This is a genomic window from Crenobacter cavernae, from assembly GCF_003355495.1.
Classification (GTDB): domain Bacteria; phylum Pseudomonadota; class Gammaproteobacteria; order Burkholderiales; family Chromobacteriaceae; genus Crenobacter; species Crenobacter cavernae.
Genome location: NZ_CP031337.1, coordinates 2342494 through 2355762, shown reverse-complemented (window position 1 = coordinate 2355762; position 13269 = coordinate 2342494). Strand labels below are relative to the sequence as shown.

15 protein-coding genes are annotated in these 13269 nt (G+C 67.2%); 9 read left to right on the top strand and 6 right to left on the bottom strand.

Features of this window, described 5'->3' with window-relative positions:
• Genes DWG20_RS11520 through DWG20_RS11510 form a run of 3 tightly spaced genes read left to right on the top strand, consistent with a single transcriptional unit; the run spans position 1 to position 1564 of the window.
• Entirely contained in the window at positions 1-573 is a 573-nt protein-coding gene (locus DWG20_RS11520; protein WP_115433949.1) for a TetR/AcrR family transcriptional regulator, read from the top strand.
• Between the two features lie 23 nt (positions 574-596).
• Entirely contained in the window at positions 597-989 is a 393-nt protein-coding gene (locus tag DWG20_RS11515; protein ID WP_115433948.1) for a YbaN family protein, read from the top strand.
• Between the two features lie 38 nt (positions 990-1027).
• The gene (locus tag DWG20_RS11510) at positions 1028-1564 is read left to right on the top strand and encodes a hypothetical protein (protein ID WP_115433947.1); all 537 of its coding nucleotides are present in this window, start codon (positions 1028-1030) and stop codon (positions 1562-1564) included.
• Between the two features lie 113 nt (positions 1565-1677).
• Here DWG20_RS11510 and DWG20_RS11505 read toward each other — a convergent pair whose 3' ends face one another.
• Complete coding sequence (locus DWG20_RS11505) at positions 1678-2322, bottom strand: tetratricopeptide repeat protein (protein WP_115433946.1); 645 nt, start codon at positions 2320-2322, stop codon at positions 1678-1680.
• A 327-nt stretch (positions 2323-2649) separates the two neighbouring features.
• Between DWG20_RS11505 and trxB the strand changes: the two genes are divergently transcribed.
• From trxB to DWG20_RS16455, 5 genes are all read left to right on the top strand, one after another.
• Positions 2650-3606, top strand: a complete 957-nt coding sequence (trxB, locus tag DWG20_RS11500) for a thioredoxin-disulfide reductase (protein WP_115433945.1) — start codon at positions 2650-2652, stop codon at positions 3604-3606.
• Positions 3607-3610: 4 nt separating this feature from the next.
• Positions 3611-4249, top strand: coding sequence for a Smr/MutS family protein (locus DWG20_RS11495; protein ID WP_115433944.1), 639 nt, complete (start codon positions 3611-3613; stop codon positions 4247-4249).
• Positions 4250-4428: 179 nt separating this feature from the next.
• The gene (locus DWG20_RS11490; RefSeq protein WP_115433943.1) at positions 4429-4881 is read left to right on the top strand and encodes a peroxiredoxin; all 453 of its coding nucleotides are present in this window, start codon (positions 4429-4431) and stop codon (positions 4879-4881) included.
• 60 nt (positions 4882-4941) lie between these two features.
• Positions 4942-6345, top strand: a complete 1404-nt coding sequence (locus tag DWG20_RS11485; RefSeq protein ID WP_115433942.1) for a PhoH family protein — start codon at positions 4942-4944, stop codon at positions 6343-6345.
• A complete protein-coding gene (locus tag DWG20_RS16455; RefSeq protein ID WP_245944714.1) occupies positions 6345-6515 on the top strand; it encodes a hypothetical protein in 171 nt (56 codons plus the stop codon). Before DWG20_RS11485 ends, DWG20_RS16455 begins: the two co-directional genes overlap by 1 nt.
• A gap of 71 nt (positions 6516-6586) precedes the next feature.
• On the opposite strand, the gene DWG20_RS11475 is transcribed toward DWG20_RS16455, so the two are convergent.
• The 5 genes from DWG20_RS11475 to DWG20_RS11455 form a co-directional block, all read right to left on the bottom strand.
• Positions 6587-7150 (bottom strand): thermonuclease family protein, encoded by a 564-nt coding sequence (locus tag DWG20_RS11475; RefSeq protein ID WP_115433941.1) that lies wholly within the window; start codon positions 7148-7150, stop codon positions 6587-6589.
• 113 nt (positions 7151-7263) lie between these two features.
• Positions 7264-7830 carry a cob(I)yrinic acid a,c-diamide adenosyltransferase gene (locus DWG20_RS11470; protein ID WP_115433940.1) on the bottom strand — a complete coding sequence of 189 codons (567 nt, stop codon included), beginning with the start codon at positions 7828-7830 and terminating at the stop codon, positions 7264-7266.
• Positions 7830-9995 carry a hypothetical protein gene (locus DWG20_RS11465; RefSeq protein WP_115433939.1) on the bottom strand — a complete coding sequence of 722 codons (2166 nt, stop codon included), beginning with the start codon at positions 9993-9995 and terminating at the stop codon, positions 7830-7832. Before DWG20_RS11465 ends, DWG20_RS11470 begins: the two co-directional genes overlap by 1 nt.
• The gene (locus DWG20_RS11460; protein ID WP_115433938.1) at positions 9992-10417 is read right to left on the bottom strand and encodes a DNA polymerase III subunit chi; all 426 of its coding nucleotides are present in this window, start codon (positions 10415-10417) and stop codon (positions 9992-9994) included. The genes DWG20_RS11465 and DWG20_RS11460 overlap by 4 nt, the downstream gene beginning before the upstream one ends.
• Positions 10404-11969 carry a leucyl aminopeptidase gene (locus tag DWG20_RS11455; protein WP_115433937.1) on the bottom strand — a complete coding sequence of 522 codons (1566 nt, stop codon included), beginning with the start codon at positions 11967-11969 and terminating at the stop codon, positions 10404-10406. The genes DWG20_RS11460 and DWG20_RS11455 overlap by 14 nt, the downstream gene beginning before the upstream one ends.
• A 199-nt stretch (positions 11970-12168) precedes the next feature.
• On the opposite strand from DWG20_RS11455, the gene lptF reads away from it, so the two are divergent.
• On the top strand, positions 12169-13269 hold the full coding sequence (gene lptF / locus DWG20_RS11450) for an LPS export ABC transporter permease LptF (RefSeq protein WP_115433936.1): 1101 nt from the start codon (positions 12169-12171) through the stop codon (positions 13267-13269).

Below are 13269 nucleotides of genomic sequence, written 5' to 3'. Positions count from 1 at the left end.
ATGACCAGAATCGCCGACGACTCGCGTCGCATGGAGCTGGTGCGCGCCGCCGCGCGCCTGTTCCGCGACCAGGGCTACGAACGCAGCACGGTGCGCGACCTCGGCCAGGCGGTCGGCCTGCAGTCGGGCAGCCTGTTCTATCACTTTCGCACCAAGGAAGACATCCTGGTCGCGGTGATGGCGCTCGGCATCAGCCGCACCACCGAAGACCTCGAGCAGGCGCTCGCCGCCGCGCAAAGCGTGCGCGACAAGCTCGCCGCGCTATTTAGCGTGCACCTGCATTCGCTGCTCGGCGAGAACCAGGCGGCGCTCGAGGTGATGCTGTACGAATGGCGCAGCGTGTCCGACGCCGCCAAGCCCGGTCTCGTCGTGCTGCGCGACCGCTACGAGGCGCTGTGGCAGCAGGTGCTCGACGAGGCGGCCGCCGAAGGCCTGGTCAAGGCCGACACCCGGCTGCTGCGCCGCACCTGGCTCGGCAGCCTGCACTGGACGGTGCAGTGGTACAAACCGGACGGCGAGCTGTCGGTCGACGCGTTGGCCGAGCGCATGTTGGCGCTGGCGATCCTCGATTAGCTCTGCCAAGGGCATCGCGGACCATGTCGCCCTATACCCGCTACCTGTGGCTGACCCTCGGCGTCGTCTGCTGCCTGCTCGGCGTGATCGGCGCGCTGCTGCCACTGATGCCGACCACCATTTTCCTGATCCTTGCCGCCGCCTGCTTCGCGCGCTCGCACCCCGAATGGCACCGCGCGCTGCTCGAGCACCCGCACTTCGGCCCCAGCCTGAGGCTGTGGGAAACGCAGCGCGCGTTCACGCCGGCCGGCAAGCGCGCCGCGCTCATCGGCATCGCCGCAGGCTTCGCGCTGTCGATCTGGCTCATGGCCGGCCACCCGTGGCTGCAGGCGGGTCTGTTCGCGTTCGGCGCTCTGCTTGCGACGTGGGTCGCACGCCGACCGAGCATCGCCAAGCTGGCCATGACAAAAAAATGATTTAGAATCGAGATATTACCCAAAACGAAAGGCCCGTCATGGACGCCCTTCGCAGCCTAGACACCCGCAGCAAGCCGCTGTTGGCGGCCGCACGGGCTACCGACAACGACCGGAAACAGGCCGACACCGTCGCCGCCGAACGGGCCGCAGAAACGCAAGCGCTCGGCGCAACCGTCCGGCGCAACGCCGAGACGGCACGCGTCGAGGAGGACCTCAACCGCCAGCTGGCCGCCACGCAAGCAGCCAACCTCGCGCGCGTCGTGCCGCCCAGCGACGCCGCACCGCCGATCGACCCGGCCGTCTCCGCCGTCGCGACCGCCCCCAGCCCTATCCTCCCCGATACGCGCTCAGACCGTGAACGCGACGCGAGCAACGGCGAACAACGCCGCGTCGAACGTCAACAGGAAGGCGAGCGCGCGCAAGAGAACGAACGCAGCCGCGAGCGGCACAACGCCGAGGCGCGCGCAGCCCAGGCGTCGCCGGCCGGCAACGCGCAGGCAGTCGGCCGCTACCAAGCCAACCAGTCGCTGCTCGAAGACGCCCGACCCGCTGCGCGCGTCGCTACCCGCGCCTGACCCTCCCCAAAAAGCACAACGCCGGCCGGATTTTTCATCCGGCCGGCGCGGCTTCGCAGCCATGTCGAGTTGCCTCACGAGGGGCTCGGCCAACCTTTCCCGCCCGCTTCTGGCTATGGCGTCCCGCGCATCTTCTGTGCCATCTCGCGCGACTTGAACACCGCCGCCACGTCGCCCTGCTGCGCAGCCAGATCGTACCAGTGCATCGCCTCGGTATAGTCCTGCGTCACGCCGTCGCCGTGCTCGTACAGGCTCGCGAGCAGATACTGCGCACCGACGTCGCCGGCGACCGCCGCCTCGCGATACCAGCGCGCCGCCGCGCTGTAGTCCTGCTTCACGCCGCGACCGAGGTAATACTGCGTCGCGATGCTGACCTGCGCGTCGGTATAGCCCTGCCGGGCGGCCTTCTCGAACCACGCGCTCGCCTCGCCCTGCGACTTCGCGACCCCCTCGCCGGTCTCGTACAGCAAGCCCATCGCGTGCTGCGCGCGCGACGAACCGAGGTCGGCCGAGCGGCGGATCAGGCCGATCGCGCGCGGCTTGTCGGGCGTCACGCCCTCGCCGTGCCAATACATCATGCCGAGGTTGAACAGCGCGACCCGGTCGCCCTTTTGCGCCGCCGCCTCGAAGGCCTTGCGCGCCTCGGCGTAGTCGCCCTGTTGATAGGCCTGCCAGCCGGGCACCTCGCGCTCGGCGGCGGCCGGCGCGTCCGCCACCGCAAAGCAAAGACAGGCCGCCAAAGCCAGTGTGCGCCGCATGATGGCCTCCGCAAGAGGAATCGCTATCCGGATTGGACCCGGCCCGGCCGGCCGGGTTTGCTCCCGTTCCTAAGTTAAGGCCAACAGGCGGCACCGGGCCGCTTTATTTTGATCGCGAGGCCGTTCGGGCCTCACGTCGCGGTGCAGCGGCATCGTCGGCGAAAAGACCCAAGCGTCGAACGCGACATTCCACCGCCCGACTTGAGGAATGCCTTCCCTGCCCCCATCTGCGAAGACGATTTGATCCGAGCGGTGTAGGCCCCCGTCCCGCCATTGCCGTGGCAACGCTGCTACACTCGCCCGAAAACCAACCAACAGGATGCGATCATGAGTCAAACCCGTCACAGCCGTCTTCTGATTCTCGGCTCCGGTCCGGCCGGCTACACCGCTGCCGTCTACGCCGCGCGCGCCAACCTCAACCCGGTGGTGGTGACCGGCCTCGCGCAGGGCGGCCAGCTGATGACCACGACCGACGTCGACAACTGGCCGGCCGACGCCGACGGCGTTCAGGGTCCGGAACTGATGCAGCGCTTCCAGAAGCACGCCGAGCGCTTCGGCACCGAAATCCTGTTCGACCACATCCACACCGCGAAGCTGTCCGAGAAGCCGATCCGCCTGATCGGCGACGCCGGCGAATACACCTGCGACGCGCTGATCGTCGCGACCGGCGCGTCGGCGCAATATATCGGCCTGCCGTCCGAAGAGGCGTTCGCCGGCCGTGGCGTGTCCGCCTGCGCGACCTGCGACGGCTTCTTCTACCGCAAGCAGAAGGTCGCGGTGGTCGGCGGCGGCAACACCGCGGTCGAGGAGGCGCTATACCTGGCCAACATCGCCAGCCACGTCACGCTGATCCACCGCCGCGACACCTTCCGCGCTGAGAAGATCCTCGTCGACCACCTGATGAACAAGGTCAAGGAAGGCAAGATCACGCTGGAACTGAACCAGACCCTCGACGAAGTGCTCGGCGACAACACCGGCGTGACCGGCGCGCGTCTGAAGTCGATGCAGGATGGTTCGACCAAGAACCTGGAAGTCGCCGGCGTGTTCATCGCCATCGGCCACAAGCCGAACACCGACATCTTCAAGGGCCAGCTCGAGATGGACAGCACCGGCTACCTGATCACGCAGGGCGGCCGCGACGGCAACGCCACCCAGACCAGCATCAAGGGCGTGTTCGCCGCCGGCGACGTGCAGGACCACATCTACCGCCAGGCGGTGACCAGCGCCGCCTCGGGTTGCCAGGCCGCGCTCGACGCCGAACGCTTCCTCGACAGCCTGAAGTAAACCCTTGAAGCCCCTCAAGGACCAGCTCAAGGGGGCTCAGGAACGGGTGCGTGCTGCGGCACGCACCCGTTCCGCCGTCAAGGCGCCGGCCGAGCCCGAGCCGCCCATCAAACCCGACACCGAACCCGACTTTCGCACGCTGTTCAAGGATGTCCGCCCGCTCAAGGCCAGCGGCAAGGTCCCGCACAAGCCGCCGCGCCCGTCGGCCAAGCCGCGCTTCGGCCACGGTCACGGTCCGCTGACCGACGCGCAGCAGACAGCGATGCTCCAGCATATGAGCGCCTGGTTCGAGCCGGCCGAGATCGACGCGCGCCACAGCCGAGACGGCATGCCGGGCAACACGCTCAGGCGCCTGAAGCACGGCCACTGGCCGGTCGTCGCCGAACTCGACCTGCACGGCCTCGACCGCTACGCCGCGCAGGATCGCTTGGTGGTGTTCCTGCATCGCGCGCGCGAACGCGGCGTGTGCGTGCGCATCATCCACGGCAAGGGCTTAAGCTCGAACGGCGAACCTGTGCTGAAAAAAATGGTCCGCCAGTGGCTGAAAAGCCACCCTGACGTGCTCGCCTTCTGCGAGGCGGACGATCGTTGCGGCGGCAGCGGTGCCTTGATGGTGCTACTGAAAACCCGCCATCGCGAATAAGCCACACCCCCTTCCACGCTAAGTCACTGAGTCTTTTCCCCCTTTACCAACCCCCACCGACAGGCTCGGCCAACCTTTGTCGAAGCTGCATGCGCGACATTGTCCACGCACCTCGCGATCCGCTAATCTAACAGCAAGACGTACCGCTTTTTCCCAATCAATTGGTCTAAGGAATTTTGATGGAAGGCCAACGCTGCCCCGACTTCACGCTGCCCGCCACTTCGGGCAAAACCTTCGCGCTCAAGGAGGCCACCAAACCGCTCGTCGTCTATTTCTATCCTAAGGACAACACGCCCGGCTGCACCAACGAGAGCATGGCGTTCCGCGACCTGTACGCCGAATTCCAGGCGGCCGGCGCCGAAGTGGTCGGCGTCTCGCGCGACGGCCTGAAGTCGCACGAGAACTTCAAGGCCAAGCTCGAACTGCCGTTCGAACTGCTGTCGGACGCCGAAGAAACGGTGTGTAACTTGTTCGATGTCATGAAGATGAAAAATATGTACGGCAAACAGGTAAGGGGCGTCGAACGCAGCACCTTCGTCATCGCCGCCGACGGCAATGTCAGCCGCGCCTGGCGCGGTGTGAAAGTCCCCGGCCACGCAGAGGAGGTGCTCGCTTTCGTGAAGGCGCTCTGACGTTTCTCGAGCCGGGCCCGGCGTAGGTGCCGGGCCCTCAACAGCCACAAGGGGGTCATCATGGCTAGCCGCAGAAAGAACCAGACCAGCAAGCTGTTCGTGCTCGACACCAACGTGCTGCTGCACGATCCCACCTGCCTGTACCGCTTCGAAGAGCACGACATCTTCATCCCCATCATCACGCTCGAAGAACTCGACACCCACAAGACGGGCATGTCGGAAGTGGCGCGCAACGCCCGCCAGGCGAGCCGTTACCTCGACGAGATCGTCAGCGGCGGCGTCGACAAGATCGAAACCGGCATCCCGCTCGACACTGCCAGCCGCGGCGCGGCCACTGGCAAGCTGATCCTGCAGACACAGGCGATCCACGGCGTGCTGCCCACGTCTTTGCCGGTCGGCAAGGCCGACAACCAGATCCTCGGCATCGTGATGGCGCTCAAGGAACTCGACGGCGACCGCGCGGCGATCCTGGTGTCCAAAGACATCAATATGCGCATCAAGGCGCGCGCGCTGGGTCTGGACACCGAGGACTACTTCAACGACAAGGTACTGGAGGACACCGACATCCTCTACACCGGCTCGCGCGAGATCGACGGCGCGTTCTGGGAACGCAACAGCCAGGACCTGAAGAGCTGGCAGGAACACGGCCGCAGCTACTACGAGGTCAAGGGCGGCGACGTGCCCAACCTCTACCTGAACCAGATGCTGTGGCAACTGGGCGAACAACCGCTGCAGGCGCGCGTGACCGCGGTCGAGGGCAAGACGGCCATCCTCGAAACGCTGAAGGACTACACACACCAGAAGAACAACGTGTGGGGCATCACCGCGCGCAACCGCGAGCAGAACTTTGCGCTCAACCTGTTGATGAACCCCGACGTCGATTTCGTGACGCTCTTGGGCCAGGCCGGTACCGGCAAGACGCTGCTGACGCTGGCCGCCGGACTCGCGCTGACGCTGGAACAGAAACTGTACGGCGAGATCATCATGACGCGGGTGACGGTGCCGGTCGGCGAGGACATCGGCTTCCTGCCGGGCACCGAGGAAGAAAAGATGATGCCGTGGATGGGCGCACTCGAAGACAACCTCGACGTGCTCAACAAGAGCGAGGACGACGGCGGCGACTGGGGCCGCGCCGCGACGCGCGACCTGATCCGCTCGCGCATCAAGGTGAAGTCGCTCAACTTCATGCGCGGCCGCACCTTCCTCAGTAAGTACCTGATCATCGACGAGGCGCAGAACCTGACGCCCAAGCAGATGAAGACGCTGGTCACGCGCGCCGGCCCCGGCACCAAGGTCGTGTGCCTCGGCAACATCGCGCAGATCGACACGCCCTACCTGACCGAGGGCAGTTCGGGCCTCACCTACGTCGTCGACCGCTTCAAGGGCTGGAGCCATTCGGGCCACATCACCTTGCAACGCGGCGAACGTTCACGCCTCGCCGACCACGCGGCCGAGGTGCTGTGATGGCCACGCCGCGCCTCGAACTCCTCCACGAGGCGCCGACGACGGTGGCGCGCAATGCGCCGCCGCTTTTATTCATGCATGGCGGGTTCTGCAATGCGGACCGTTGGCCTCCGACGATGGCGAGCTTGGCCGAGGCTTTCGAGGCAGACCGCGTCGACGCCGCCGCGTAAGCGTTCTCCCATCCCGGAACGAAAAAGGTTGGCCGAGCTCGGCCAAGCTTTGGTTTTTGGCGCTTGACGCTTCACTCGCCCCGCTTCTCGCGCCGAAAATCCCACGGTGGCGTCGGGTTGCTGTCGGCCCACAGGCCGACATGTCCTGCCCTCGCCGCATCCTGCGCGCGCTCGTAGCCCGCGAAGTCGCCGCTGTCCTGCCGTTTCTTCGCGTAGTAGACGTAGTGCCACGCATACCCCTCCGCCAGTTGCGCGAGATTGACGTCGGTATCGTCGAGCCACACGCGCCCGACCTCGCGCCCGTAGCGGTCGGTGTCGACGATCTCGACCCGTACCGCGCGTCGGTACACCCTGTCGGACAGCGCCTGCTTGGCTCGCTGGCCCCACGGCTGCGCCTGCTCCGGCGCGTCGACGAAGGCAAAGCGGATCTTGTGCTGCGTCTGCGCCGCGTCGAGCACGGTGATGGTGTCGCCGTCGGCGACACCGACCACCACCCCGCTGACTTCACCCGGTTTCTGCCACAGGTAGCCGCAGACCGCGACCACCAGCAGCACGGCCGCCGCCAGCTTTCTGGCGGTCGAGGCGCCGGAAAACAGGGTGCCGATCGCGGCGCGCTGCGCGCGGTTGATTTTCATGCCGGCCTTTCTTCGGTTCGGATCACGACAAACCGATCCCAAAACGGGATCGCAAACACACGACAAAAAACAGCGGCCACACCGGCCGCTGTCTTCGAAAGAGCCTGACCGCCTTACTCGCCGGCGGTTTCCCCGCGACGGTGCGGGCGCCACAGCACGTCGCCCTGCCCTTCGGCGCGGTTCAGCACGCGCGCGAGCACGAAGAGCGCGTCGGACAGGCGGTTCAGGTACTGCCGCGACGCCTGGCTGACGCCCTCTTCCCGCGCCAGCGCCACCACCGCGCGCTCGGCACGGCGGCACACCGAACGCGCCTGGTGCGACAGCGCCGCCTGGCGGCTGCCGCCGGGCAGGATGAACTCCTTCAGCATCGGCAGGTCGGCGTTCATCGCGGCGAGACGTTCGTCGACCCCGGCCACGTGCGGCTCGGCCAACGCCGAATAACCCGGCACCGCGAGCTCCGAACCCAGATCGAACAGGTCGTGCTGCACCTCGGCCAACCACGTTGCGACGTCGGCCGGCAGTTTCTCGGCCAGCAGCACGCCGATCACCGAGTTCAGCTCGTCGACCTCGCCTAGCGCGTCGATACGCAGGCTGTCCTTGGTGACGCGCCGGCCATCCCCCAGCCCGGTGGTGCCGTCGTCGCCGGTGCGCGTCACGATGCGCGAAAGTCGGTGTCCCATTAGTGTCCTTCCTTGTCGGCACGGCCGACCTCGTTGATCGCCTGGCGCAGGCTCTCGCGCAAGGTCTCGCCGAACATCATGTCGTAATCCTGCTTGAGTTGCGCCATCACGCCCGACAGCAACTGGCGCGTCTGCGCCTCGAGCGCTTCCTGCAGCCACAGGCCCATTTCCATCTTCATGCGCGGCAGCAGGTGCTGGTACAGCGCGTCGACCAGCGCCGCTTCGGCGACCACCGTCGCGGGCGCGGCGGCGGGCTCCGGGGGCTCGGCCGCGGCGAGCGTCGATGGCTCGGCAGCGGCCAGACCGCCAAGCGCCGCCGCGGCCGCGAGCGCCGGGATGACGCCTTCCGCTGCGCCATCGGGCGTTTTCGGCTCGAGCGGATCGGCGGCAGGCTCGGCCGACGTCGTCGCTGCCGCGTCAGCAAACGACGCGGTTTCCGCCGGCACGGCTTGGTCCGACTCGACGGGGCCCGGCAACACGGATGCCGCGATCGGCTCGGCCAACGCCTCTGCGCACTCGGCACGTGGCTCAGCAGAGCCGGCCTGCTCTGCGGCGTCCAGCCTGTCGACCGCGCCCGCAGCCGGCGATGCCGCGCCGTTCTCGACGCGACTCTCGTCCCGCCACGGCAAGTCGATAGCTTCGGTCTCGTCGGCGACAGCCGCTTCGGCAGCCACGGCGGAGTCGCCGGACGGCGACAAGGAATCAAACGGCGGCGTCTCGCAAGCGAAGGCGGCCGGCACGGCCAAGGCTTCGAAGACGGCGGATTCGCTTACCCTTTCGTTTGCATCGACGGCGTGCTCGATGCCAACCTCGGCAGGCGATGCTTCTTGCACGCTCTCTTCCGGCGCAGGCCAAGCCGACGCGCCTGCTTGCGGCTCATGAGTCGCGACCGCATCGGCCACGGCGAACGGCTCGGGCGCGGCAGCGGAGATATTCTCTGTAAAGCCCAAAACGCCAGGAACGGCCGCGTCGGAAACCGTTGAGACCGCCTCCGACAGCCCGGACCCAGGCCGATCGTCGTTCGGCAGCGGCGACGCCGGCTCTGCGGCCGGCTCGCCAAGGACAGCGTCGGGCAAGGGTTCGACGGCGTCGTGGAGCCCGTCTGTTGCCCGTTCCTCATCGGCACCAGCCGGCACGGCAGGCGCGGCCAGGGTGGCCTCCGGCAAGGCCGGCGGCTCAGGCTGCACCGGCGCCGTGCCGATGCGGTCGAGGTTGGCGCGCAGCGCGGCCAGCCGCGCCTTCAGCGCCGCCATCGGGTCGTCGTCGAGCCGGGAACGGCCCAGCACGCCGCGCGGCAGGCTGTCGACATCGATCGAGGCGAGAGGATGAGCAGGTTCCTCGGCTTCGGCAACCGCCTCCCCCCGAGGCTCGGCCAACGTCGCCGGGCTGTCTGCGGGCATGCGCACATCGCCCGCACCGACCGGCTGGCTCGGCATAGCAGCGCCTGACGCCGTCAGCGCGTCGAGTTCGGGCAGTTCTTCCCATAGCGGGCGCTTATCCATCGTGGGACTTTCCAGCCCGGAAACGCCGCTCGCAGCGTTCTCCACCGGCGCGAGCGCTTCCTGCAAGACGGGCACGGCAGGACGCGACGGGTTCGCGGCCGGGGCGACGTTGGCCGAGGGCTCGGCGAGCAGCGCATCGATGTCGAGCTCCGGCGGCAGCGAAAGCGCGGGTCCTGCCACCGCAGCGCTGGCAGGTACGTCGCCAGGGGCAGACGACGATTCGCCCGCGCCCGGCGGCGCGCTACGCGCCGCCAGTTCGAACGCGAAGTCTTCCTCAGGTGCCAGCGGAGCGGCCGGCCCGGACGTCGCGAACCAGTCGGGCAGCACGTCTTCGAGCTTCAGTTCGGCCGCTTCGCCGAGTGCCAGGTCGAGCGAGGGCAAGGGTTGCAGCGCGAACGCCGGCGGCGGCAGGTCGGGCGCCGCCGCGTCTCCAAGCCCGTCGTCGAGCGCCAGCTCGGGCGGCAGTTCGATCTCGAGCGGCGGCGCGTCGAACGACGGCGCGGCGCCGGCAAGCGGCGGCAATTCGGCGAGAACGTCGGCGAAATCGGGCAGATCGAGCGGCAACTCGGGCAGTGCCGCCGGGGTGGCCGGTGCGGGCTCGGCGAGGTCGGTCAGGACCGGCAGATCGAGCGCGTCCCAGTCGGTTTTTTGGGCGTCGGTCATGATGAGCGTTGACTCATGTCGTGGTGTTCGATCGTGAAACCGCGCGTGCGGTAGGCCTTGAAGCGATCGCGCGCGGCGGCCAGCGCCGCTTCGTCGCGGCCGACGATCTCGAGGATGCGCGAGAAGCGTTCCGGCGCGTCCGGGTAGCTCGGGCCGAGGTTGAGCAGCACACCGCCGGCGTCGTGCGGCAAGGTCGCGGCGAGCAGCACCGGCGTCTCGGCGGCAAGCGCATCGTCGACGTGGCAGTGCGGCACGAACAGCGTGTCCGACAGGCACCACAGCCGGGTGCTGAAAGAAGCGAGCGCCTCTTCGTCGGCCAGCCAGACGGTGAGGCGCTCGCCCTTCTTGTAGACCGTGTTCGCCAGCCGGCAGGCGAAGACCGCCGGCTGGTCGACCTCGGTGTAAAAATCAATCCGCGTCATCGTCGGGGGCTTCGCTCGTTTCGCGGCGCGGACGACCGCGGCGGACCACGTTGCCGGTCGCGATGTCGGCGCGATCCTGCAGGAACTGCACCAGGAGCGGCACCGGACGGCCGGTCGCGCCCTTGTCCTTGCCGCTCCGCCACGCCGTACCGGCGATGTCGAGGTGCGCCCAGTCGTACGCCTTGGTGTAGCGCGACAGGAAGGCCGCGGCGGTGATGCTGCCGGCCGGCCGCCCGCCGATATTGGCCATGTCGGCGAACGGGCTCTTCAGTTGTTCCTGATATTCGTCGAACAGCGGCATGTGCCACGCGCGGTCGCCGACCTCCTCGCCGGCGGCGGACAGTTCGCGCGCCAGGCTGTCCTGGTTGGCGAACAGGCCGGTGGCGACGTGGCCGAGCGCGATGATGCACGCGCCGGTCAGGGTCGCGACGTCGACGACGGTGGCCGGATTAAACCTTTCAGCGTAGGTCAGCGCGTCGCACAGGATCAGCCGGCCTTCGGCGTCGGTGTTGAGAATCTCGATCGTCTGGCCGGACATGCTGGTGACGATGTCGCCCGGCTTGACCGCGCGGCCGGATGGCATGTTCTCGCAGGTCGGCACGATGGCGACGAGGTTGATCGGCAGCGCCATCTCGACCGCGGCGCGGAAGGCGCCGAGCACGGTCGCGGCGCCGCACATGTCGTACTTCATCTCGTCCATCGCCTCGCCCGGCTTGAGCGAGATGCCGCCGGTGTCGAAGGTGATGCCCTTGCCGACCAGCACCACCGGCTTGTCGGCCTTGTCCTTCGCGCCGTAGTGCTTGAGCACGATCAGCCGCGGCGGCTCGTCCGAGCCCTTGGCGACCGCGAGGAACGAACCCATGCCGAGCTCGGCGATGCCGTTCTCGTCGAGGATCTCGGCCTCGGCGCCGAGCGTGGCCGCCATGTCGCGCGCGGTGTCGGCGAGGAAGCTCGGCGTGCAGAAGTTGCCCGGCAGGTTGGCCAGGTCCTTGGCGAAGCGCATGCCTTCGGCGATCGCCTGACCGCGCGCGAGGCCCTTCTCGCCGTCGGCGAGGTCGCTGCGGCGCTGCACGGCGAGCGTGAGCTTCTTCGGCTCGCGCAAAGGCTCGTCGCTGCGCGTCTTGAAGCGGTCGAAGCGGTACAGCACGTCGAGCGTGACGACGGTCGCCTGCTCGATCATCCACTCGACGTCGTGCTTCTTGATGGTCAGTTCGGTCAGGTAGCTGACCGCCTCGTTGGCCGAGGTCTGCGTCAGCGCCCTGATCGACGTGCGGATCGCCTCGCGGTACTCCTTGGCGCGGAAATCGCGCTCCTTGCCGAGGCCGACGAGCAGCACGCGGTCGCACAAGGCGTGCGGCACCGAGTGCAGCATCAGCGTGCTGCCGAGTTTGCCTTCCATGTCGCCGCGCTTGAGCACGTCGCCGATGAAGCCGCTGGAGACGCGGTCGATGAGGTCGGCCGCGAGCGTCAGCTTGCGCGATTCGTACACGCCGACGATCACGCACGCGACGCGCTGTTTCTCCGGGCTCCCGCTTTTTATGTTAAATTCCATCGTGAACTCCCGTGGATATTGCGTTCCGGCCGCCGTGCAACCGCGCATGCGAAGCCGCTTTTCAAGGTTGGCCGAGCTGTCTGTTTTCCCGGCTTCGGCGGCTTATGCCCTTGTCCTGTTTTGAACAAGGCGCCTCGTTTCCTGTCTCGAAGCAAATTATCACAACGCAACAAAGAAAAAGTCAAAAAGGTCATCTCGCATGGTTTTTCACCGTAGCCTGACCCGCGAACTGACGTTTACCGCCGTTGGCGTGTTCGTCGTGTTGCTGGCGATCCTGCTCACCACGCAAACCATCAACCTGTTGGGCCGCGCCGCCGAAGGCCGCATCGCCAACGAGGCGGTGGCGGCGCTGATCGGCTTCTGGTCGCTCGGCCTGTTCCCGCTGCTCCTGATCCTGACTGTGTTCATCAGCACGCTGGTGGTGCTCACCCGCGTCTGGCGCGACCACGAGATGACAGTGTGGCTGTCGTCAGGCATCGGCCTCAAGGACTGGATCTGGCCGCTGATGCGCTTTGCGCTGCCGTTCGTGCTGATCATCGCCACGCTGACGCTCTACATCAGCCCGTGGGCCGCCTATCGCAGCAAGGAGTATGCCGAAGTCCTGAAGCAGCGCGAGGAGATCTCGGCGATCTCGCCCGGCGTATTCAAGGAATCGGGCGCCGCCAACCGCGTGTACTTCATCGAGCAGTACTCGGCGGTGCACGGCACGGCCAACCATGTGTTCATGCAGGAAATCAGCGACGGCAAGGTCGGCACCATCCTCGCCCGCGCCGGCAAGGTCATCAGCAACGCCTACGGAGAACGGGTGCTGGAACTGACCGACGGCCGCCGCTACGTCGGCGTACCCGGCCGCGCCGACTTCGAGGAGGCACATTTCGAACGCTACCGCGTCGTCCTCGGCGAGGCGCCGCCGATGATAGGCCAGATCACCAATATCCAGACTCGACCGACCGCCGCGCTATGGGCCAGCGACGAGCCGTCCGACAAGGCCGAACTCGCGTGGCGGCTGTCGCTGCCCCTCACCTGCGCGCTGCTCGCGCTGTTGGCGCTGCCCTTGAGCTACTTCAACCCGAGGAGCGGCCACACCTACAACCTGGTGTACGCGCTGATCGCCTTCCTCTTGTACCAGAACGCGTTGACGCTGATGCGCAACTGGATCGGCGACGGCAAGGTGCCGTGGGGCGCGGTCGTCGTCGTCCACCTTGCGCTGTTCGCGGTGTCGCTGGGACTATTGTGGCTGCGCTCGCTCCCGGCCGCGCCGCTGTCGCGCACCCTCGTCACCCTTTTCAAGAAAGCCTGA